At 59.3% G+C, this 23,021-nt stretch carries 22 protein-coding genes; all 22 read left to right on the top strand.

Going from position 1 to position 23,021, the window contains the following annotated elements:
- Positions 1 to 220: 220 nt before the first annotated feature.
- The 22 genes from HYZ49_03970 to HYZ49_03865 all read left to right on the top strand — a co-directional run bounded on the left by HYZ49_03970 (position 221) and on the right by HYZ49_03865 (position 22,733).
- A complete protein-coding gene (locus tag HYZ49_03970) occupies positions 221 to 1,816 on the top strand; it encodes a LamG domain-containing protein (GenBank protein ID MBI3241432.1) in 1,596 nt (531 codons plus the stop codon).
- Positions 1,817 to 1,917: 101 nt separating this feature from the next.
- Complete coding sequence (locus HYZ49_03965; protein MBI3241431.1) at positions 1,918 to 3,495, top strand: M2 family metallopeptidase; 1,578 nt, start codon at positions 1,918 to 1,920, stop codon at positions 3,493 to 3,495.
- Between the two features lie 106 nt (positions 3,496 to 3,601).
- Positions 3,602 to 3,874: a nucleotide pyrophosphohydrolase gene (locus HYZ49_03960; protein MBI3241430.1), complete on the top strand. Its 273-nt coding sequence runs from the start codon at positions 3,602 to 3,604 to the stop codon at positions 3,872 to 3,874.
- A gap of 78 nt (positions 3,875 to 3,952) precedes the next feature.
- Positions 3,953 to 4,591 carry a metallophosphoesterase gene (locus HYZ49_03955; GenBank protein MBI3241429.1) on the top strand — a complete coding sequence of 213 codons (639 nt, stop codon included), beginning with the start codon at positions 3,953 to 3,955 and terminating at the stop codon, positions 4,589 to 4,591.
- Positions 4,588 to 5,439, top strand: a complete 852-nt coding sequence (locus HYZ49_03950; protein MBI3241428.1) for a transcriptional regulator — start codon at positions 4,588 to 4,590, stop codon at positions 5,437 to 5,439. Before HYZ49_03955 ends, HYZ49_03950 begins: the two co-directional genes overlap by 4 nt.
- Positions 5,440 to 5,444: 5 nt before the next feature.
- Complete coding sequence (locus HYZ49_03945; GenBank protein ID MBI3241427.1) at positions 5,445 to 6,491, top strand: aminoglycoside phosphotransferase family protein; 1,047 nt, start codon at positions 5,445 to 5,447, stop codon at positions 6,489 to 6,491.
- A gap of 11 nt (positions 6,492 to 6,502) precedes the next feature.
- The gene (locus tag HYZ49_03940) at positions 6,503 to 7,045 is read left to right on the top strand and encodes an LOG family protein (protein MBI3241426.1); all 543 of its coding nucleotides are present in this window, start codon (positions 6,503 to 6,505) and stop codon (positions 7,043 to 7,045) included.
- A gap of 104 nt (positions 7,046 to 7,149) precedes the next feature.
- Positions 7,150 to 8,589 carry a proline--tRNA ligase gene (locus HYZ49_03935; GenBank protein MBI3241425.1) on the top strand — a complete coding sequence of 480 codons (1,440 nt, stop codon included), beginning with the start codon at positions 7,150 to 7,152 and terminating at the stop codon, positions 8,587 to 8,589.
- Between the two features lie 84 nt (positions 8,590 to 8,673).
- Positions 8,674 to 9,240: a dual specificity protein phosphatase family protein gene (locus tag HYZ49_03930; GenBank protein ID MBI3241424.1), complete on the top strand. Its 567-nt coding sequence runs from the start codon at positions 8,674 to 8,676 to the stop codon at positions 9,238 to 9,240.
- Positions 9,230 to 9,862, top strand: coding sequence for a GNAT family N-acetyltransferase (locus HYZ49_03925; GenBank protein MBI3241423.1), 633 nt, complete (start codon positions 9,230 to 9,232; stop codon positions 9,860 to 9,862). Before HYZ49_03930 ends, HYZ49_03925 begins: the two co-directional genes overlap by 11 nt.
- A gap of 27 nt (positions 9,863 to 9,889) precedes the next feature.
- A complete protein-coding gene (locus tag HYZ49_03920) occupies positions 9,890 to 10,696 on the top strand; it encodes a DNA alkylation repair protein (GenBank protein MBI3241422.1) in 807 nt (268 codons plus the stop codon).
- A 204-nt stretch (positions 10,697 to 10,900) separates the two neighbouring features.
- Positions 10,901 to 11,182, top strand: a complete 282-nt coding sequence (rpsO, locus tag HYZ49_03915) for a 30S ribosomal protein S15 (GenBank protein MBI3241421.1) — start codon at positions 10,901 to 10,903, stop codon at positions 11,180 to 11,182.
- A 273-nt stretch (positions 11,183 to 11,455) separates the two neighbouring features.
- Complete coding sequence (locus HYZ49_03910; GenBank protein ID MBI3241420.1) at positions 11,456 to 13,690, top strand: polyribonucleotide nucleotidyltransferase; 2,235 nt, start codon at positions 11,456 to 11,458, stop codon at positions 13,688 to 13,690.
- A 148-nt stretch (positions 13,691 to 13,838) separates the two neighbouring features.
- Positions 13,839 to 15,071, top strand: coding sequence for an AI-2E family transporter (locus HYZ49_03905; protein MBI3241419.1), 1,233 nt, complete (start codon positions 13,839 to 13,841; stop codon positions 15,069 to 15,071).
- Positions 15,072 to 15,077: 6 nt separating this feature from the next.
- Complete coding sequence (locus HYZ49_03900; protein ID MBI3241418.1) at positions 15,078 to 15,962, top strand: GNAT family N-acetyltransferase; 885 nt, start codon at positions 15,078 to 15,080, stop codon at positions 15,960 to 15,962.
- The gene (locus HYZ49_03895; GenBank protein ID MBI3241417.1) at positions 15,959 to 16,261 is read left to right on the top strand and encodes a hypothetical protein; all 303 of its coding nucleotides are present in this window, start codon (positions 15,959 to 15,961) and stop codon (positions 16,259 to 16,261) included. The genes HYZ49_03900 and HYZ49_03895 overlap by 4 nt, the downstream gene beginning before the upstream one ends.
- Before the next feature lie 33 nt (positions 16,262 to 16,294).
- Positions 16,295 to 16,738 (top strand): nucleoside deaminase, encoded by a 444-nt coding sequence (locus HYZ49_03890; protein MBI3241416.1) that lies wholly within the window; start codon positions 16,295 to 16,297, stop codon positions 16,736 to 16,738.
- A 142-nt stretch (positions 16,739 to 16,880) separates the two neighbouring features.
- Entirely contained in the window at positions 16,881 to 17,654 is a 774-nt protein-coding gene (locus HYZ49_03885) for a hypothetical protein (GenBank protein MBI3241415.1), read from the top strand.
- Between the two features lie 210 nt (positions 17,655 to 17,864).
- Positions 17,865 to 18,971, top strand: coding sequence for a BMP family protein (locus HYZ49_03880; GenBank protein ID MBI3241414.1), 1,107 nt, complete (start codon positions 17,865 to 17,867; stop codon positions 18,969 to 18,971).
- A gap of 67 nt (positions 18,972 to 19,038) precedes the next feature.
- A complete protein-coding gene (locus tag HYZ49_03875; GenBank protein ID MBI3241413.1) occupies positions 19,039 to 20,559 on the top strand; it encodes an ABC transporter ATP-binding protein in 1,521 nt (506 codons plus the stop codon).
- A 96-nt stretch (positions 20,560 to 20,655) separates the two neighbouring features.
- Positions 20,656 to 21,735: an ABC transporter permease gene (locus tag HYZ49_03870; GenBank protein MBI3241412.1), complete on the top strand. Its 1,080-nt coding sequence runs from the start codon at positions 20,656 to 20,658 to the stop codon at positions 21,733 to 21,735.
- 83 nt (positions 21,736 to 21,818) lie between these two features.
- Positions 21,819 to 22,733, top strand: a complete 915-nt coding sequence (locus tag HYZ49_03865; GenBank protein ID MBI3241411.1) for an ABC transporter permease — start codon at positions 21,819 to 21,821, stop codon at positions 22,731 to 22,733.
- The last annotated feature ends 288 nt before the right edge of the window (positions 22,734 to 23,021 follow it).

The raw sequence follows: 23,021 nt of genomic DNA, 5'->3' as shown, positions 1-23,021 counted from the left end.
TCCCATTTGAATCAGCATGCCGATCAATAACGGAATGTCATCTATTCGGGTCGAGGTTATGGGGAGCTGGGGTATCATATACCCCAGCATAACTCACCTAATTCAACTTTAACCCTAAAATTTTACTCGAAACGGGAGTTATGTGGATGTGCATTCTGGAATTATCAACCTCACCCCCTATATCTCTGCGTCTTACAATTACAACGAGTCAACGGTAGTATTGAGTTACTACATTCCAGGCGCGGTGAGGTATCGCGTCCATGAATTTCACGGCGGTGAAGTCTATGTTGCCTATGAAGGCACTGCCTCTCAAATCACAGTCAACCGGATCAACGGCGCGCCAATAAACGCCTACGCCGTCATCGTCGATCTTGGCGTTGCCGGTTGGACGCAGAGCGCATGGTTGTACTTGCATAACGAAACTGTGTCTATCCCGATCGCTACAGCTACTTTACTGCCCACACCGGTGCCTACAGCCACTCTTGAACCCTCTATATTCGCCGATGGATTCGAGACCGGCAATTTTTCAAGGTGGACATCGAATGTGAATGACCTCGGAGACTTAAGCGTTTCGACACAGGCCGCTCTGGTAAGCGCGAAAGGGATGCAGGCTGTTATTGATGATAATAACAGTATATATGTTCGCGATGACACCCCTGCTGCCTTACGGTTATATCGCGCTCGTTTTTACTTTGACCCGAACTCAATCCCAATGACAAGCGGCAATGCTCATTACATTTTCTATGGCTATAACGCCTCCTCAACAGTGGTGTTGAGGGTTGAATTTACCAAAACCACAGTTTACCAACTGCGCGCCGGATTACTTAACGATACATCTACTGGTTGGACGACCACTGGCTGGTTTACTATCACTGATGCGCCTCACTTCATTGAACTTTACTGGCGAGCATCGAAGGCGCCTGGGCTTAATAACGGCGGGTTGACGTTTTGGGTAGATGGGGTACAGAAAGCTGATTTGACCGGTGTTGATAACGACACACGGCAAATAGAAAGTGTGCGCTTGGGCGCGGTGGCTGGAGTTGATACCGGTACTCGTGGCACATATTACTTCGACGCTTTCGAGTCGCACCTCACGACCTACATTGGGCCAGCCCTCAGAGAGGGTTTGATGGCGTACTGGAAGCTTGACGAGGCTAACAATATACGATTCGACTCAGTCAATGATCAGACTCCGGCGAATAACCTGAATGACTTCAATACGGTTGGCCAAGCGATTGGCAAGGTTGGCAATGCATCGCAGTTTTTTGCGACTAATAGTGAATACTTGAGTGTTCCGGACAACGCTGACTTAAGCACTGGTAACATCAACTTTACAATTACTGGATGGATAAAACTAGACTCCATTAATTACGGAGTGGCTGTTGCTGATCCGTTTGTCTCAAAACGCTCTTGGCCGACGAATGAATATCAAGTTGATTATTATAGCTATGCACAGCAGTTTGTTTTCCATGTTTGGAACACGGACGGCTCTGTAAAAGAAGCATCAGTCAATCTTTCGGCATCTGTTGGGGTTTGGTATTTCTTCGTCGCATGGCGCGATGCAACAGATAGCACAGTCCATTTAAGCATTGATAATGGCCCTCCCATTTCCAGCGCATCATCAGACTTAACCCCCTTGGATAGCACGTCACCGTTCATGATTGGCTATGGTTCTGTTGGCCCCTATTTGAACGGGGTAATTGACGAAGTCGGTTTCTGGAAGCGTGTGCTGAATGAGGCAGAACGTACTGCACTCTACAACTGTAACACCGGGATAACTTACCCTTTCAATATACCTGGCATTTGCCCACCTTAATCGCGTTCGTTTTGCATGCCTGGCTCATGAGCGCCCTCCTCCCCGAGGGCGTTTGTTTTTATGCGGGGTATAATTACCCCACCTCACCACCAGGAGACCTCATGTCCCCGCAAGCTGAACAATTTATCGAAGAAGTCACCGCCGCCTGGCGGCGGCTGGAAGCAGGCCGCAACCAGGCCGAGTGGGAAGTGGCGACGACCGGCGCGCCCGAAGCCACCGAGCGCCTGGCCCAGGCCGAAGTGGCCCTCAAACGTTACTTCGCCAACCCGGAACGCTTCGCCACCGCCAAAGCTCTGGTTGAGTCCGGTTCACCTGATCCGGTCATCGCCCGCCAGCTAAAACTTATTTATCTGGAAGGCATCAAGAGTCAGGGCGACGACGCCAGCGTCCGGCGGTTGGCCGAACTTGAAGCCAAACTCAACGACGCCTTCTCCAACTTCCGCGCCGAGTATAAAGGCAGGAAGGTGAGCGACAACGAGATTGACGATGTGCTGGCGAATAGCAAATCGCCCGACGACGCGCGCGAGGCCTGGGAGGCCAGCAAGCGCATCGGCCCGCTCGCGGCCGGCACAATTCGGGAAGCCGCCCGGCTTCGCAACCAAATGGCGCAGGCGCTCGGCTACCGCGATCACTTCGTGAAGGCGCTGGCCGTCGAAGAGATCGAAGAGACCGAATTGCTGGCCCTCTTCGATAGACTCGACAAAGCCACCGCCACCCCGTTTGCCGCCGTCAAAGCCGAGATTGATTCCCGCCGGGCGGGGTGGTTCGGTTTGGCCGTCTCTGAACTTCAACCCTGGCACTTCGGCGACCGCTTCTTCCAGGCCGCGCCCAAACTCGGCGACGTGGACATGGACGAGTTCTTCGCCGACAAAGATGTGGTTGAATTGGCGCTTCACACCTACGACAGCCTGAACATGAACACTCGCGAAATTCTGGCCCGCAGCGATCTCTATGCCCGTGAGGGCAAGAACCAGCACGCCTTTTGCATTGACATGAATCGCGACGGCGACGTGCGCACCCTCAACAACCTTCAGCCCAACCGGCGCTGGGCCGACCCCCTCCTGCACGAACGCGGCCACGCCGTCTACAACGCCACCCTGGACTTTGCCCAACCCTGGATCCTCCGCAAGTACCCGCACCTGCTTTCCACTGAGGCCATTGCCTTGATGATGGGCGACCTGACCTACGATCAGAAATGGTTGACCGGTGCCCTCGGCCTCCCATCCGAAACGGCGGCCCAACTCTCAACCCAATTCCGGGCGCAGGAACGGTTTGCCAAACTCATCTTCACCCGCTGGGTGCTGGTGATGACGAACTTTGAGCGGGCGCTGTACGCCAATCCTGATGATGATCTCGAAACGATCTGGTGGAACCTGGTGGAGAAGTATCAACTGCTCCGGCGGCCCGCTGGCCGGGCAACGCCGGACTGGGCGACGAAGATTCACATCGCCACCGCGCCGGTGTATTATCACAACTACGAACTGGGCTACCTGACTTCGGCTCAACTGTTGAAAATATTGGATCGCGAAGCGGGCGGGCTGGCCGGGCGGCCCGAAGCCGGCCAGTGGCTCATCGAAAAATGGTTCCGCCCCGGCGCGAAAGAGGACTGGGCCGGCCACATCCGCGCCGCCACCGGCGAACCGCTCAACCCGGACTACTTTGTGCAAGCCTTGTTATAAACACTAATTCACAACGACACGAAGGAACAGGAATCATCTCTGTGTCTTTGAGCCTTCGTGGCTTTGTGTTGGACTCGATATGACTCTTGCTGAACTTACTGCTGAGATGCACCGCTTTGTGGCGGCCAAAGGCTGGTACGAGCCAAACAGCCCGCGCCCGCAAACGCCCCGCAACCTGGCCGCCTCGCTGGCCATCGAAGCCGCCGAAGTGCTGGAGCATTTTCAGTGGGACGGGCCGGCGGTGGACAAGACAGAACTGGCTGGCGAACTGGCCGACGTGGCCTTGTATCTATTGCAGTTAGCCAGCGTCAACGGCATTGACCTGGAACAGGCGATTCTTGAAAAGCTGAAAGTGAACTATGGCCGCAAATGGGAATGATGGCGTAGAGGCCATGTTGGCGAACAACGAGATTCGCGACGGGTTCTCGCTGACGGCGTTGATGTGGGCCATGTTGGCATGAAGATTCTGGCCCTCAGCGATGAAGTGGTGGACTTCATCTACAGCGCCGATGTCAAAAAACGTTTTGGCGACGTTGACCTGGTGCTGGGCTGTGGCGACTTGCCGTTTTATTACCTTGAGTTTGTGGTGACGATCTTGAACAAGCCTCTGTACTTCGTGCCGGGCAATCACGACGCCCGCAGCCAGTTTCTTTCGGATGGCCGGATCGTGAATCACGCCGAAGGATGCGTGAACCTGGATGGCCGGTTGGTCGAGGAAGACAGCTTGTTGTTGGCTGGATTGGGCGGCAGTATTCGCTACCGGCCCGACGGCATTCATCAATATTCGCAAAACGAAATGAGGGCCAGAGTCGCCTCGTTGACGCCGTCTCTGTGGTTCAACCGCTTTCGTCATGGACGTTTTCTCGACATTCTTATCAGCCACTCGCCGCCGTTGGGGATTCACGATGGTGGCGACCTGGCCCACACCGGCTTTGCCGCCCTAGTGGACTTTATCAAAGTCTTTCAGCCACGCTTTCTCCTGCACGGCCACTCGCACGTCTACCGCCAGACCGACATCACCCGCACCCAGCTTGGCCGAACCGAAATCTTGAACGTTTATCCTTATCGGTTGATTGAGTGGGAGCCTGGCCTATGAGCGACGAGCTAAACATCACGCCGCAGGATCGCGCTGACTTTGGCGCGGCCCGGCTCAAAGCGTTCTTTCGCGACATCCTGGCGTTTTTGCGCGGCCAACGCAACGATCTGCTCTCATACAACGACATGCGCGAGAAATTGAAGATCGGCGGGCCAATCTATCGTGGGGTGAAGACGGTGCTTGTCAGCCAGATCGCGGGCAGCGTCAACCGCTACCGGGACTTTGATCGCGCCTTCCTGCCCACCCAAACCCACACCGCCGAACGCTGGCAGAAGATCAACCGGGCCTTTTATCAGGACGTGAGCTTGCCGCCGGTCCTGCTTTACAAAGTGGGCGACGTTTATTTTGTGCTGGACGGCAACCACCGGGTGTCGGTGGCCCGTGAGAAAGGCCAGGAATTCATCGAAGCCGAAGTCCGCGAGTGCTCGGTGCGAGTCCCCATCACGCCCGATCTGCAACCGGACGATCTGGAAATACTGGGTGAGAAGGTGGCGTTTCTGGAGCGCACCGGCTTCGACAAGCTCAAACCGGGCGCGGACATTGCCCTGACGATTTTGGGCGGCTACGAGCGCCTGCTGGAGCATATTGCCGTTCACAAGTATTACATGGGCCTGGAATTTCAGCGCGACATTAGCGACGACGAGGCGGTGGTTCATTGGTATGATACAGTGTGCCTGCCGCTCATCAACGCCATCCGTCAAGCTGAAGTGTTGGACAGGTTCCCGGCGCGCACTGAAGCTGACTTGTATTTGTGGGTGATCGATCACCAGCATTATCTGCGCGAACACGAGCCGGAGATCACGCCTCAGGACGCCGCCCAAGACTACGCCGAGAAGTTTGGCGAATAATCACCGTGACCATCGCCTGGCCTTTCACAACCGCTGAACTCACCGCCGCCCTCCGCCGCTATCTGGCCGATGCCAGTCTGCGCGTGTTGCAGATCAGCGAAGAGCCAATTGAAGTCCGGCACGCGCTAGGCCTGATTCGTGGCGTGGGCCTGGACGTGGTGCGGGCCGATCATGAGGAGCATTACTCGTACATACTCAAAGAGCCGCAAGCCACCCGGCTGGGCCTGGCCGGGGCGGGGCGGCGTGAGGTGGGGTTGTACCGCTCGCTCACCTCGCAATTGACGCTTACCGTTCCAGAGCTGGTGGCCAGCGACTCCAACGGCGCCTGGCTCATATTGGAACCTTACCCGACCGAAGTTCCGCCCGAACACTGGACGGCTGACCACTACCGGCAAGCCGTCATTGACCTGGCGAGATTGCATGACCGCTTCTGGAATCTGGGCGAGGATTTACAAGCTTATGCCTGGCTGGGGCGGCCTCTCACGGGAGACTTTGCTGTGTATGTGATGGCGGCGGCCCAGGCCATGGAGATCATCATTGAGCGTGGCGCGCCGACGGCCATCACCGACTCGTTGCGGTTCGCCACCACCCTGGCCCGCCTGATCTCTGAAGCTGAAATCGTCTCGCGGTTTCTGCAAAGCGCCACGCACACCCTTTTGCATGGCGACTACTGGCCGGGCAACATTTCCATTGACGAAGACGGGCGGCACGTGGTTTATGATTGGCAAATGGTCAGTGTGGGGCCGGGCGTCATGGATCTGCTGGTGCTGATCAACAACAGCCGCATGTTGCTCCCGCCACTGCCGGTTGAGCCGGCTGAACTTGTCGAGTTGTACCGGCGCGAAATTGCGGCCCGCACTGGCAAGACATGGACTCAAGTTGAATGGGAGTTCCTGTGGGACTTTTCGATGATGTGGCGTTTTGTGCAGGAGTGGCTCAGCCTGCTGGCCCAGCCGACCCAACAACCCATTCACAATTACCTGCTGGAGCAAATCTGGCTTGAACCGCTGGATCGGGCCGTCTATCGTTGGATGAAGTATCTGCAAAACTAAAAGGTTGACTCATGAAAATCGTTTCCGTCTTTGGCGGCTCATTGCCGCAACCGGGATCGGCGGCGTATGATGAAGCTGTGGACATGGGACGGCGGCTGGCCGAGGCCGGGTTCGCCGTCGCCACCGGGGGCTACGGCGGTGTGATGGAAGCCGCCAGCCGCGGGGCCGCCGAAGCCGACGGCCACGTGATCGGCGTGACCTGCGGCCTGCTCGAAAACTGGCGCGAGGGCCTGGCCGCCAATCGCTGGGTCAAAGAAGAGATCAAATTCGGCTCGTTGCGCGAGCGCCTGAATCATCTGGTGGAATTTTGCCACGCCGCCATCGCCCTCGGCGGCGGCATCGGCACGCTCTCCGAGATCGCCCTCACCTGGAGCCTGATGCAGACGGGCGAGATCACGCCCAAGCCGCTCATTCTCGTCGGCCCGGTATGGCGCAACTCGCTCGGCGCCTTCCTCGAGCACAGCGACGGCTACATTCGACTGGAAGACAAACTGCTGTTAAAATTCGCCGTCAACACAGATGAAGCCGTCGCCATTCTCAAGGCGCACGACTAATCAAGCAGTGTCATTCCGAGCAAAGCGAAGAATCTCTGAGTTGGCGGTAAGAGATTCCTCGCCAAACATCGGCTCGGGATGACAAAGGACTGGAGACACTATCAATGTCAGAGCAAAAACTGCCTTCCCGCGCCGAAGATTTTTCAGAGTGGTATAACACCCTGGTGCAACGCGCCGACCTGGCCGATTACGGCCCGGTGCGCGGGACAATGATCGTCAAACCGTACGGCTGGACGTTGTGGGAAAACATTCAGGCCGCGCTGGACAAACGCTTCAAGGCCACCGGCCACGTCAACGCCGGCTTCCCCATGTTCATCCCGCGTCACTTCATCGAGAAGGAAAAGAAACACGTCGAAGGCTTCGCCCCGGAAATGGCCGTCGTCACTATCGGCGGCGGCGAAACCTTAGAAGAAGAGTTGATCGTCCGACCGACCTCGGAAACCACCATCGGCCACGCCTACGCCAAATGGATCAAGTCTTATCGCGACCTGCCGGTGCTGATCAATTTGTGGAACAGCGTGGTGCGTTGGGAGCTTCGCACTAAACTCTTTTTGCGAACGCTGGAGTTCTGGTGGCAGGAGGGCCACACCGCTCACGCCACTTATGAAGAAGGCCAGTTTGAAACGTTGCAAATGCTCGACATCTACGCTGACTTTGCCGAGAACGAGGCCGCCATCCCGGTGTTCAAGGGCCGCAAGAGCGAGGCCGAGCGTTTCGCCGGGGCCGACCAGACTTATTCGATTGAGGCCATGATGGGCGACGGCAAAGCTTTGCAAGCGGGCACGTCGCACAACCTGGGCCAGAACTTTGCCAAAGCGTTTGAGATCAAATATCAAGACAAAAACAATAAATTGCAGTATTGCTGGACGACCTCATGGGGACTCTCGACGCGCTTCATCGGAGCCATCATCATGGTTCACGGCGACGACAAAGGCCTGATCCTGCCGCCCCGGCTTGCCCCGCACCAGGTCGTCATTGTGCCTATCTTCAAGAACGACGACGAGAAGGCCAAAGTGATGGAAGTGGTCAACAAGAGTCGGGCCGAGTTGGTGGCCGCCGATGTCCGGGTGAAAGTGGACGACCGCGATGAAGCGCCCGGCTTCAAGTACAACGACTGGGAGATGCGCGGCGTGCCTCTGCGGCTCGAAGTTGGTCCGAAGGACGTGGAGAAGGGCACGGTGGCGCTGGCCCGGCGCGACCGGCCTGGCAAAGAAGGCAAAAGCTTCACGCCTCAAGCCGGCATCGCTCAGACCGTGGTCGAGACACTCAAGTCCATTCAGCAATCGCTTTACGACCGGGCGCTGGCTTTCCGCGCGGCCAACACTTTCGATCCTAAGACTTACGACGAATTCAAAGTCGTCGTCGAGAAAGGCTTTGCCTTTTCGTACTGGTGCGGCGAGCGCGAGTGCGAAACGCAGATCAAGGAAGAGACCAAAGCCACCACGCGCTGCGTTCCGCTAGACGGCCAGCCCGCCGGGCCGGGCGTTTGTATTCACTGCGGCAAACCGGCCACCGAGAAAGCGGTTTTCGCGAAGGCATATTGATTTTTAACACGAAGACACAAGGGCACGAGGACACGAAGAAAACTTTGTGTCTTTGAGTCCTGGTGTCTTTGTGTTTTTGTACGAATGAGAGTTGTCGGTTTAGCCTGGAAAGGCGCGCGAGTGTTTGCCACCCGTTTATTCGTGCAAGGGCCGCGTTACACCTGGCTGTGGCTCTACGAAAAAATTGCCCGTATCCAACAAGGCCTGTCGCCGGTTGAAACGAGCAGGGTGAACGACAAGTTATTCGTGGGCGGCCAGCAATACAAGCGCGGGCTGGATAAGATGCGCCAGCTTGGCATCGGGGCCACCGTCAGCTTGCGGGAAGAGGCCGACGATGCAGTCCGGGGCGTGGCCCTGTCCCGTCACCTGTGGTTGCCCACCCCCGACGACGGCGCACCCACCCTGGCGCAACTTGAGGACGGCGTGAGTTTCATTCGAGACTCCATTCGGGCCGGGCATGGCGTTTACATTCACTGCGCCCAGGGCGTGGGGCGCGCGCCCACCCTGGCGGCGGCCTACCTGATCGCCGAAGGCCACTCGCCGCACTCGGCGCTGGAGGCCATTCGTAAGGCCCGGCCCTTCATCACGCCGACGCCGATTCAGTTGAAGCGTCTGGCCGAGTGGGAGAAACGGAACAGCAATGGTCGTTGAACCTGTGACCCTGATGGGCCGCCACGTCCGGCTTGAGCCATTGAATCCATCGCACGCCGAAGATTTGTTAATCGCCGGGCGCGACCCCGAAGTTTGGACTTACATGCCACGCCACGCATTTGAGACGCTGGAGGATGTGAAAGCGTGGATTGCCTGGTCGCTGGAACAGGCGGCCAAAGGAACGGACAGCCCTTTTGCCATCATCAATTTAGTGACCGGCAAAGCGGTGGGTAGCACCCGTTTTATGGATATTGCGACCGCCGACCGCCGCCTGGAAATTGGCTGGACGTGGCTGGCGCGTGAGGCCTGGCAGACGCCGGTGAACACCGAGTGCAAGTACCTGCTTCTGCGCCACGCCTTTGAAGTTCTGGGCTGTCTGCGGGTTCAGTTGAAGACTGACTTGCGTAACACACGCTCACAGCAGGCTATTGAACGGCTGGGGGCGGTGAAAGAGGGTGTGTTGAGGAAGCATGTGATTCTGAAGCTCAAAGGGGATTACCAGCGAAGCAGCGTAATGTACAGCATCATTGATACCGAATGGCCGGCGGCGAAGGCCCGGCTTGAAGCGAAGATGGGATCCATGAAGAACACGAAGGAACACGAAGAAGAAAGCTGTTCGTGAGATTCGCTTAATTCGTGGCAGGAATTAATGCCGGCCTTAGACATTGCCCAGATACGAGCCGAAGCCGCCGAGGTGGCGAAGTTGTATGGCGACCCGGAAGCCTTTGCCCTGAACGCCAGAGATTTTTTTCAGGTACACAGCGCCCCCAGCTTTCGCCGGAGTGACGTTGTCACCACCAACGCGCCGCTCAAAAGCTACGACACGCCGCCGCCGGTCATTCGGGCGCTGGTCAACGCCGTGCGCAAAATGGCGGCTGTCAACGACGCGCACACCCTGTTGGTGGCCGAACGGTTGTGGGCCGACCCGGTTCGGGAACAGAGGCGGCTGGCCGTTGACCTGCTGGGCCTGGTGGTCGCCATCCGGCCGGACGAGTCTTATCAATTGATGATGCGCTGGTTGATCGGGCTTGACGACCTGGAGTTGATTGGCGCTCTGGCAACTGAGGTGAGCGGGCCGTGGCTGACAGGCGATTTGTATGGCCGGCTGGATCAGGTGCGGCAGTGGGTGAATAGTCCCTACAAGCACCAGCGCCAGTTCGGGGTGATGACGCTGGCCCCACTGGCTAAATTACGCAACTTTGGCGATACCTCGGCGGTGCTGGAAGTGATGACGGGCGTGATGCGCGAGAACGACGTGGAAGTGCGCAAGAGTGTTGCTCACGTGATACGCGACTTGTCGGCCAATGGGCCGGGCGAAGTGGCGCGCTTCCTCGGCAGTTGGGCCGACACGATTGACAAGAACACTAACTGGATCGTGCGCCACGCCCTGGAAAAACTGGACACAGACACTCGCACCCAAATCTCATCCATTTTGCGCGGGCAGGGCCGGGAATGACCCTGCGTTCTGGTTGAGGAGCCCGCACGCTTGCGCGCGGATGCGGCTTGGGTTCGCCCCTGGGGGTGCGAACTCCTCCAACAACTCTGACGTGCAAGCGGGGCCGGAGTCGGGTATGGTATAATCTTCGCCGTTGACTAGACCGGTGGGCGGGCCAACTATATTTTCTGCCCACCTGGTGACCCGCCCAGGAGGTCGGATGTCATGGCTCTAAACAAGGAACAAAAATCGCAAGTCATTAACAACACCCGTCGGCACGACAAAGACACCGGCTCGCCGGAAGTGCAGGTTGCCATCCTCACCAGCAAGATCACTTATCTCACCGATCATTTGCGCAAGCACAAAGGAGACGTCGCCTCCCGCCGAGGCCTGTTGAAGATGGTGGGCACTCGACGCCGCTTGCTCACTTATCTCAACAAATCCAACCCGGCGTCCTACGCCGCTTTGGTGAACAAACTGGGTTTGCGGAAAGCAAAGTCAGCCTAAATTTATACAGGAAGAGGCACTGCCTTTTGTAACGCTCGACGGACACTGTGCTCATCGCCCGGTAGACGGGTGGGGAGCCGGTGTCTGTTTTTATTGTAAGGGCCGGCCTCGCGCCTGCCCCGGGCAACTGCAAAGGTTGCCCTTGCCAAAACATTTTGCCGGAAGGGCGCAATGTCAGTAGTCAGTAGTGAGGTCTTATCTAGGACGCTTGAATGAGGCTTGACCACTGTTTACTGGCGGCTCCCTCCAGCCATCCTTACGGAGGATTTTCTAATGCCTGAATCAAAACAATATAACGTCATGATTGGAAGTGACTTGATCACTTTCGAAACCGGCAAGCTGGCCGGGCTGGCCGGGGGCGCCGTCACTGTTAGAGTGGGCGACACCATGCTGTTAGCGACAGCCACTATGTCCAAAGAACCGCGTCTGGGAATTGACTTCTTCCCTCTCAGCGTGGACTACGAAGAGAAGCTGTACGCCGCCGGGCGCATCCCCGGCTCGTTCTTCCGGCGCGAAGGCCGGGCCAGCGAAGGCGCCATCCTTACTGCCCGCCTCACCGACCGCCCCTTGCGCCCGCTCTTCCCCGACGACCTGCGCAACGATGTGCAAGTCATCATCACCTCACTCTCGGTTGACCAGGTTCACCAGCCCGACATCCTGGCCATCAACGGCGCAAGCGCGGCCCTGACCATCTCCGACATCCCGTTCGGCGTGACGCCCTACGACGGGCCAATCGGCGCGGTGCGGGTGGGCCTGGTGGACGGCGAACTCGTCGTCAACCCCACCTTCGAGATGATGGATCGTTCCGATCTTGACCTGCGCCTGGCCGGAACCCGTGACGCCATTCTCATGGTCGAGTGCGGCTCGAAAGAAGTCTCGGAAGCTCTGATGGTCGAAGCGTTGGAATTCGGCCACAAGGCTCTGCAACCGATCATTGATCTGCAAACGCAAATGGCCGCCGAGATCGGCAAGCCCAAGCGCGATTATCGCCGCTTCACCCTCAGCCCCGAACTGGCGGCGGCGGTGAAAGAAAAAGAGGCGGGCCGCACCGGCCAGGCCATGCGCGCCGAGTCCGACAAAGCCGCCCGCAACGCCGCCCTCGACGCTATCGAAGCCGACGTGCTGGCCGCCTTTGCCGCTCAGCCGGACAAATCGCCCTCCGAGATCAAAGAAATTCTGCACGACATCCTGCAGGTCGAAGTCCGGGCGCGCATCATCAAAGACGGCGTCCGCCCCGACGGGCGCGGCTTGCGCGACATCCGTCCGCTGGCGGCAGAGGTCGGCCTCAGCCCGCGCGCGCACGGCAGCGGCCTCTTCACTCGCGGCGAAACGCAGGTGCTCTCGCTGGCGACACTCGGCACGCCCCGCGACGCCCAGGAACTCGACACACTCTCGCCCGAAGACAAGAAGCGCTACATGCACCACTACAACTTCCCGCCGTTCTCAACCGGCGAGACTCGCCCCTTGCGCGGCTCCTCGCGGCGCGAGGTGGGTCACGGCGCGCTGGCCGAGCGCGCCCTCATCCCGGTTCTGCCGCCCGACACGGACTTTCCGTACACCTTGCGCGTCGTCTCCGAAGCGCTTTCGTCGAACGGCTCGACCTCGATGGCTTCGGTCTGCGGCTCGACGCTGGCGCTGATGGATGCCGGTGTGCCGATCTCGTCGCCGGTGGCCGGAATTGCGATGGGCCTGGTGAAAGACGACAACGGCTACGCCGTCCTCACCGACATTCAGGGCCTCGAAGATCACCTGGGTGACATGGACTTCAAAGTGGCCGGGACTGAAAAAGGCATCACCGCCCTGCAAATGGACATCAAGATCAAGGGCCTCACCGCCCAGATCATGTCCGAGGCGCTAGCCCAGGCCCGCGAAGCCCGGCTGAAGATTCTGGAATTGATCCGGAGCGTCCTGCCCGAACCGCGCCCCGGCCTCTCGCCGTTCGCCCCGCGCATGACGATCATGCAGATCAACCCTGAAAAGATCGGGGCGGTCATCGGCCCCGGCGGCAAGATGATCCGCAAGATTCAAGAAGAGACCGGGGTGAAGATTGACATTGAGGACGATGGCAAGGTGTTCATTGCCGGAACCGACGGGCCGAGCGCCGACAAAGCCCGCGAGATGATCGCCGCCCTCACCGAGTCGCCGGAGATTGGCCGCATCTACACCGGCAAGGTCGTGCGCACTGCCGACTTCGGCGCGTTCGTCGAAATCATGCCCGGCGTGGATGGTATGGTTCACATCAGCCAACTGGCCGACTATCGCGTCAACAAAGTGGAAGACATTGCCAAGCTTGGCGACGAACTGACCGTCATGGTCATCAACGTGGACGAGGGCGGAAAGATTCGGCTCTCGCGCCAGGCCGTGCTCGAAGGCTGGACGGCGGAAGAAGCGATGGAACGCGATCGCAAACCGTCGGGCGGAGGCCGACCGGGCGGCGGAGACCGGGGCGGGTTCCGGGGCGGCGGCCGCCCCGGCGGCGGCGATCGCAATCGCGGCCCGAGGCGGTAAAACAAAGCGGAGCGCTCGCGCGAAGTCGCGCTCACCCCTCAATAAAAGCCTATCCGAAAGACCCTTGGGGTTTCCGAAATCCTAAGGGTCTTTCCGTTTATAGAGTAAAATCAAATTGCTTTATCGCCCAAGCACAAGGAGGAGCATAATGCCCACAACAGAAGAAGTTACCTCACCACGCTGGGGAGGCTCGACCAAGTTGATCGTGGCGCTGACGGCGGTGGCCCTCATCGCCTGGGTGCTGTGGCGCTTTCAATTCCTGATCGCGCCGTTGGTCACGGCAGTAATGATCGCCTACCTGCTCAACCCGGTTATCACCTTTATCGCCGGGCGGCTCAAGTGGTCGCGGACGGGGGTGGCGGCGTTGTTGTATTTGATTCTGGTGCTGGCGCTGGCCTCGCTGGCGACCGGAGTGGGCCTGTACGTAGCCAATCAGATCGCCGGCCTCAATTTGAACGTCCAGCAAATTGTTGCCGACCTGCCGAAGCGGATTGACGAACTGACGCACAGCCAGTTTGTGATCCTCGGCTACACCATTGACCTCTCGCGGCTTGACTTCACCACCGTCTACAATCAAATTGCCTCGGCCATCCAACTGGTGTTGACCCAGACCGGCTCAATCGTAGGGCAGGTGGCCTCCAATACCGCCGAGTTCGTCGGCTGGACGGTGCTGGTTCTGCTGGTGTCGTTTTACATCGTCAAAGATGTGTCCGGTGTGCGCGGGGCGATTGATCGTTACGCCGCCGACCCTGGCTACCAGCGCGACGCCTCGCGGCTGATCCACGAGTTCCAAAATGTTTGGAATGCATTCTTGCGCGGCCAGGCGGCGCTGGCGATCACCATCTGGCTGGTGGATTGGATCGGCCTGTCGATCCTTAACGTGCGCTACGCTTTTGTGCTTGGCCTGCTGGCGGGTCTGCTGGAGTTTGTGCCCACCATCGGCCCGATCACGGCCGGCGCAATTGGCATTGGCATCGCCCTGTTCCAGCCCGGCAACTGGTTTGGCCTGTCGCCATTGCCGTACGCCGCCGTCGTCGCCCTGTTCTTCTTCCTGGTGCAACAGGCCGAGAACTACGTGCTGGTGCCGCGCATCATCGGCGAGCACCTCAACCTGCACCCGGCGCTGATCATGATCGGAGCCATCATGGGCGCCAGCCTGGCCGGAATTCTGGGCCTGCTGCTGGCCGCGCCGATGGCCGCGACGATCAAGTTGTTTGGCCGTTATGCCTGGCGCAAGATGCTCGACCTGCCGCCTTTTGAAGAAGAGGAGGCGCCCAAACCCAAGCCCATCATTGCCTTACCTAAGATTGATTTCAAAGCGTGGTTCAAGCGGGGCGAGGCCAGGAAAAAGACAACCGATAAAGCCGACGGAACGGATTGAGCGGCGATGGAAATTAGTTTTCGCCCGGCCCGGCCCGACGACCACCCGGCCATGCTGGCCCTGTGCGCCAAAATCTGGGACGGCAACGATTACATCCCGGAAGTTTGGGACGACTGGCTGGCCGAGCCTCACGGCCAGTTCACGGCGGTGATGGACGGCGAGACGTTGATCGGCCTGGGCAAGCTGTCTTTGATGGCCGACGGGGCGCAGAAAGAATGGTGGTTGCAAGGTCTGCGGATCGATCCGGCGTATCGCGGCCAGGGCATTGGCCGCCAACTGCACGAGCACAACATGGCCTTGTGGCATCGCCTCGGCGGGCCGGGTGTGCTCAGGCTGTTGACGGCAGACGACAACCTGATGGTTCAACGCCTGTGCGAGCAGACCGGTTTCCAACGGTTGGCGCGTGTCATCTGGCATCGCGCCGAGGCGCTCTCCCCGTCCTCAGCCAGCGACTCATTCCGGCCCGTCGCCCCGGCAGAGGCGGCCTCCCTGTTTTCAACGGTTGAGCCGTCTCATCTGTATCAACATCACCATCGTCTGATGAGTTTGGAAGGCGGGTGGTCGTGGACGGAGCTGACCTTAGCTCGCTTGAATCAATTTGCCGAGCGCGGCAACGCCTGGCTGTGGCATGGGCGGGCGTTGACGCTTGTTGAGCCGATTACCGGTGAAGACAGCGGCGCGCCGACACTGCACTTAAGTTTTGTGGGAACGACGACGGATGATTTGGCCGGGTGCTTGCGCGAGACGCGGACTCTGGCGAGCCGGTTGGGCCGCCAGTTTGTAAGTGTGACCGTCTCCGCCGACGATCTTATTCTCTCTGAAGTCCTGAACGCCGCCGGATTCGCCAGAAGCTGGGACGGCAGTTATTTTATTTACGAGATTTCGCAATGACCTCGCTCGACGATAAATCCAAACCGCCGCCTCGCCCTGCCGAGCCGCTGACTGCGCAGAAGATTGATTTTGCTTATTCGATCTTCTGGACGAAGCTGGCGCGAACGTGGGGTGTCGAACGCCGTCGCTTGATGGCCGGGCGCGTAGCCTCAGTTGTAACTTCACCCGGCTTTGAAGCCAACGCCCTTGAACGCAACTATCGCATTGAGGGTCTGGACGATCTGGCTCACTCTGGCGCAAGCCTGCTGGCTTTGCAGAAAGTGCTGGAGGCATTGGGCAAGGCAGAGGCTCAGGGATGAAATTTTCTGCCGCTCAATAACAGGAGAACCCGTATGGACTACTCAAAACTTTTAGAAGCCGCAATCGCCGAAGCGCGGCAGGGCCTGGCCGAAGGCGGCATTCCCATCGGCGCCTGTTTGGCCGACGGGCAGGGCAACATTCTGGGGCGCGGCCACAACCGGCGAGTGCAACAAGGCGATCCTTCAGTTCACGGCGAGACCGATGCCTTCCGCAACGCCGGGCGAGTGAAGACCTATCGCGACAAGATCATGGTCACTACCCTGGCCCCGTGCTGGTATTGCAGTGGTCTCGTCCGCCAGTTCAACATCGGCACGGTCGTTGTCGGCGAGTCGGTCAACTTTCAGGGCGGCGTAGACTGGCTGCGCGAGAACGGCGTCAACGTCGTTGACCTGCATTCCGAAGTGTGCATCAAGATGTTAGGCGACTTCATCCGCGAGCACCCGGAATTGTGGGCGGAGGATATTGGGGAAGCGTAGCGAATCGTGAACAGATGACAGGATGAGACAGGATCATCTTGTCATCCGGTCATCCGGTCATATTTGGGTTTGCGTCCTCTGCTTATTCAAGGTAGACTGTACTTCCCAGCGGCTAAAAACTTTTCACAAAGGAGTTGTTCTCTTGACCTACAACCTGCGCCCGCTGGACACTGACACTTACATCCTCGAAACACCTGCCCTCGAGTCGTTCCTCTTCGACCGAACCGTCGTCGGCATTCCCCTGCTGAACGCGGCGCGCGAGGCCACCGTTCACTGGCTGGCCGCCCTGCGCGACAACAAACTGCTCGACCCCGCCGAAAACGTGGCCGGCCTCACCATCCTCACCGGCGGCCTGTATTACGGCCTCCAGCCCGCCTGGCAAACCGTCTTCGGCTCACTGCTCCCCGAAAACTTCATCGGCATCAAGCGTCATCTCGACGAGCGCAATCAGTGGTTTGCCGATTATCACTATGCCTCGTTTGAAGCGCCGTGTGAGACAGTGCTGGTGGGCGACACGGTGGCCTCGGGGGTGAGCGTCTCAAAAGGGATGCGGGCCTTTGCCGATTGGGCCAAGTCGCATGGGTTGAAACAGGTGCACTTCTTCTCGGCCTGCGGATCGCGCATTGGCGGCCAACGGATTCGTGAAGTGTGCGCCAAGCTGGGGCTCGGGGCGACGTTCACTCACGGGCTGGCCGCCTTTGGCATGGCCGAGCAGGGCTGGCAATTGCCCGACACCGACTTGCCCTGGCTTCACCCCGACACTGTCACCCAGACTCACTACCAGCAACGGGCCGAGGCCGCCTTTCAGGGCAAGCCGGTGTGCGCCATTGGCGATTGGGGAATGCGGTGTAAAAACCCCAAAGCCTATTTGCACGAGTGGCAGGAAGAAGCCGAGTATTGGAAGCTGAAACTTTGAACAGAGGCAACTGCTTTAGCCTCACAGCATAATCCACGAAGGGCCACGAAGCTTCACGAAGAAATCTTATATTCGTGTTTCTTCGTGTGACTTCGTGGATCAAAAAAGTGAGCTTGGGCAGTTGCGCCCAGAGGAGGAAACTATTATTGGCGAGAACTGTTCTTTGAATCCCATCGAATCACCCCACGATTTTCCAGGAGGAGGAAAACCATGTCTGCTCGCAAACCCAGCTTTATCGTCATCAGTTTGATCGCCGCCCTGACGCTGATCCTCAGCGCCTGCGCGACGCCACCACCGGCGACGGTAATCGTCAAAGAGACCGTCACCGTCAAGGAAACCGTCGAAGTCCAGACGACCGTCGAAGTCCCTGTCGAAGTCACCTCCATCCCAGAACCGGCCAAGACGGTCAAAGTCTTTGGCGCGTTCGCCACCCCGCTCGAAGAGCCGTGGGATAACGTGATCCATACTGCTCTGGTTGCCGCTCAGGAGCGCGGCGAGATTGAATATACCTGGGCGGATAACATCGGTTACTCGGGCGACATGGAACGTGTTCTGCGCGAGGAAGCCACCAAGAACGCGCCGGATGCCATCTTCGGCGACGCCTTTGGCAACCGGGATGGTGTCGCCAAAGTGGCCGCCGAGTTCCCGGCCATTGCCTTTGTCTTCGGCTCGGATGGCGGCCCGCAGAATCCCAACCTGGCCGTGTTCGACAACTGGATTCACGAACCGGCTTATCTGACGGGCCTGATCGCCGGCAAGATGACCGAGACCAAGCACATCGGTGTGGTAGCCGCCATCCCGATCCCGGAAGTTAATCGGATCGTCAACGCTTTCATCCAGGGCGTCAAAGAAGCCAACCCGGATGCCAAGGTGACGGTGAGTTACATCGGCGGCTTCTTCGATCCGGCCAAGGCTAAAGAGGCCACTCTGGCCATGATTGACGCCGGGGCCGACATCATCTACGCCGAGCGCGAGGGCGGCATTGAGGCCGCCGCCGAGAAAGGCCTGTTTGCCTTCGGCAGTCTCACCGACCAGAACGCCGAAGCGCCCGACTACGTGCTCACCAGCCCGTTGTGGAATATGGGGCCAACGGTGGATTACGTGGTTGCCCAAATCAAAGCCGGTTCCTACACCGCCCAGGACTTGAAGGACTTCAGCCTGATGGCCAAGGGTGGGTCGTCGCTTGCGCCCTATCACGGCAACGACTCCAAGATTCCGGCGGACGTGCTCGACCTGGTGAAGCAGAAGCAGGAGGCTATCATCAGCGGCAACTTCCGCGTGGACATCAACGAGGGCGCGCCGCCTTCGGGGCAGTAGCCCCCACCCTGACCCCTCCCCCGTTCGCCATAAAACACGGCGAACAGGGGAGGGGGATTTGTTTTGTATGACTCTTCAAACCGTTGAATTGCGCGGCGTCACCAAACGCTTCGGCACGCTGACTGCCAACGACGCCGTTGACCTTGAACTGCGCGCCGGGGAAGTTCAGGCCCTGCTGGGCGAGAACGGCGCGGGCAAGTCCACGTTGATGAAAATTTTATACGGGCTGTATCAGGCCGACGAGGGCGAGGTCCGAATTGACGGCCACCCCGTCCGAATCACCTCTCCGGCCTCGGCCATCGCTCACGGCATCGGCATGGTCAGCCAGCACTTCACCCTCATCCGCACCCTGACCGTGGCCGAGAACGTGGTGCTGGGCATGCCGACCGGCCTGACGTTTGATCTCGCCAAAGCCAAACGCGAAGTGGCGGCGACTTCGGAGCGCTACGGTTTTTACGTGGAGCCGGGCGCGGTGGTGCGTCATCTGTCGGTAGGCGAGCAACAACGAGTCGAGATCCTCAAGGCCCTGCACCGAAACGCGCGGGTGCTGATTCTCGACGAGCCAACGGCGGTGTTGACGCCGCAAGAGTCCGAGGCGCTGTTTGTGGCGATCAAAGGATTGGTGGCTCAGGGACTCGCCGTCGTCTTCATCAGCCACAAGATGCAGGAAGTGCTGGCGGTGAGCGATCAGGTGACGGTTCTGCGCGACGGGCGGGTAGTGGGCCGCCTTGCCACAGGGGAAGCCACCGAGGTCGGGTTGGCGCAGTTGATGGTGGGGCGCGAGATGTTTGGGGTGAAACGCGGGGCAGGGGGCGTGTTGAGAGATGGCGACTCCGTTCTTGCCGTTGAGGATGTATGGGCCGCCAGCGATAAAGGCCACGACGCTCTGCGCGGCATTTCGCTCAATGTTTGCGCCGGAGAAATTTTGGCGGTGGCCGGTGTGGCCGGCAACGGGCAGAGTGAGTTGTCTCAAGTTCTTCAGGGCCTGCGCCAGCCGACGCGCGGCAATATTTTTCTCAAGGGCCAGAACCTGATCGGGCTGATGCCGGGCGAGATTGTGCGGCGCGGTGTGGGCCACATTCCTGAAGATCGGTTGAACGCGATTGTCGGTGAACTGAGCGTGGCCGAGAACATGGTGCTGGAGTATTTGCCAGAGTTCACCCGCGGCGGCCAGTTGAATCGGCCAGCCATTGAGGCCCATGCGGCGCAATTGATCTCCGAATATCAAATCAAGGCGGCGCCGGCGGATCAGGCGCGCACGCTGTCCGGCGGCAACATTCAGAAGATGATCCTGGCCCGCGCCCTGCATCGCAGTCCGGCGCTGGTGGTGGCGGTTGACCCGACTCGCGGCCTGGACATTGGCGCGACCGATTACGTGCGGACCCGCCTGCTCGAACAGCGCGGACGCGGCGCGGCGGTTCTGCTGATCTCCGAAGACCTCGACGAGATTCTGTCGCTGGCCGATCGCATCGCCGTGATTTACGAAGGCCAGATTGTGGGCGAAGTGGCGGCGAGCGAGGCCAGCGCCGAGAAGTTGGGGTTGATGATGTCGGGCTCTAAAAAAGGGGACGCAGATAAACGCGGATGAACGCGGATAAAAACAAAAATCAGCGAAATCCGCGTTTATCCGCGTCCTATTCTTGGCCTGAACAATTACGCCGTTTGAAATTATGAGGGGTAAAACATGTTAGGCTGGCGGCTTGAAAAAGGTTCTTCCCCACTCTGGATGCGGGCGCTGATTCCGGTGCTATCAATCCTCGCCACATTTCTGTTGACGGCAACACTGCTGGTCTTCGCCCGCGCCAACCCGTTCGCGGCGTTCTACTTCATGCTCGTCGAGCCGTTGTCGGCCCCGGTGAGCGCGCTGGAAGTGCTGGTGAAGGCCACACCGCTCCTGCTGGCCGGGCTGGCGGTGGTGTTTGCCTTCCAGGCCGGCTACTACAACATTGGCGCTGAGGGTCAACTCTACGCCGGCGCGCTGGCCGCGGCCTGGGTGGGGCAATTGACGTTCGCCCAAACCACACCTGCGCTCATCATGATTCCGCTGATGCTGATCGCCGGCTTCGCCGCTGGCATGGCCTGGGCGCTCGTCCCGGCGCTCCTGCGCACGCAAATGGGCGTGGACGAAGTGGTGACGACGCTTCTGCTCAACTCGGTGATGCTCTATCTCATCAACGGCATCCTCAATGCCTACTGGCTCGACCCGGTGACATTTTGGCCGCAGTCGCCGCGCATCGCGCCCTCCGCCGAGTTTCAGGTGATCGTGCCGGGTTCGCGGGTTCACTTCGGCCTCGTCGTTGGCCTGGTCGTCATGCTGGTTCTATGGTGGATCATCAATCGCACGCCGCTTGGCTTGCGAATGCGGGCGGTGGGCCTGGGCAAGGACGCGGCGCGGTTCATGGGCGTGAACGTGGCCCGGATGACGCTCGTCGCGGCGCTGGTGAGCGGCGGCATCGCCGGGTTGGCCGGGGTGGGCGAAGTGGCCGGGATTCATCACCGCCTGCTGGAAGATATTTCGCCCGGCTACGGTTATTCGGGCATTGTGATTGCCACCCTCGGCGCGCTCAATCCGTTCGGCGCCGGTCTGGCCGCAACCTTCATCGCCCTGGTGGACGTTGGCGGGCAATCCGTCAGCCGCCAGTTAGGCATCCCCTCCTTCCTGGCCGATGTGGTGCAGGCCACGATTCTGCTGGTGACGCTGGCGTTGTTGTTGCTGACGAGGTATCGGTTTAGGAAAGTGGCTGAGATAGCACACGGAACGTAGGGAGTTGACGAAGGACGAACGACCGCTTCGCGAGACGAAGGCTTCGCTTTTCGTCCATCGTCTTTCGTCCATCGTCGGTCATTATGGATCAAACCCTCATCATCGGCCTCCTCGCCGCTACCCTTCGCATCGCCACCCCCATCCTCCTCGCCGGGCTGGGCGAAGTCTTCGCCGAACGGGCGGGTGTGCTCAACCTGGGCATCGAAGGCATCATGGCCCTGGGCGCTATCCTGGGCTTCGTCGTCGCCTACCTCACCGGCTCGCTGTGGGCTGGCCTGCTGGCGGCGATGGCCTGCGGCCTGCTGGCCGGTTTGCTCATGGGCTGGCTGGCGGTGACGCTTGGCCTCAACCAGCACGTTTCTGGCCTGGGCGTCACCCTGCTGGCCTCGGGCATCGCCCTGTTTTTCTTCCGGGTACTGTTCAAAGGCACAGCCAACCCGCCGCAGATCGATCCTTTTCAGCAAGTGAGCCTGCCTGCGCTGGGCGTGATTGCGCCCATCTTTGAGCAATACTGGCTTACATATTTCGCCTTCCTGCTCGTGCCGCTGGCGTGGTGGATTTTGTATCGCACCACCTTCGGCCTGTGGATTCGGGCGGTGGGCGAGAACCCGCAGGCCGCCGACACTGCCGGGGTGAACGTGGCCCGCGTGCGTTACACGGCGCTGGCAATTAGCGGGGTGTTGATGGGGCTGGGCGGGGCGTTCCTCTCGCTAGCCCAACTTGGCACGGCCACGTTCGGCATCGTGGCCGGGCGCGGCTGGGTCGCCATTGCCATCGTCATCTTTGGCAACTGGCAGCCGGAGAAGGTATTGCTCGGCGCTCTACTCTTCGGCGGCGTGGAGGCCCTGCAACTTCGCCTGCGGGCCATCGGCCTGCAAGTGCCGTATCAGCTTTTGCTGTCACTGCCTTACCTTGCCACCATCGTCGCCCTGGCGCTGGCCGGGCGCAACGCCTCTTACCCGGCGGCGCTGTTGAAGCCTTATAAGCGGGAGGAGTGAAGTGGCAGGTGAGTCGAGTCCGGCCAACACTCGCGATCTCCCCAAATCAATCCATTGGGGGCGTTTAGCTATTGTTCTGTTGCCAATAGGTAGTTCGTGTCCAAGAAATGGTTAGCGCGACAAGCGCCAGCCCGACTTAACAATTTGCAATAAAGGAAGCCTCAGGAGTAAGGTAGTGGTGTGTCCAAACCTATTCCTGGAGGCTTCCGATGTTCATCATAGCATACCCGGTTGAGGCCCAATTTCTGCAGAATGACTTGGTGAGGCTGGCGCAACAAACGCCGAAGT

This window comes from Chloroflexota bacterium (genome assembly GCA_016197225.1).
Lineage (GTDB): Bacteria > Chloroflexota > Anaerolineae > Anaerolineales > VGOW01 > VGOW01.
This window is presented reverse-complemented; position numbering and strand designations above follow the sequence as displayed.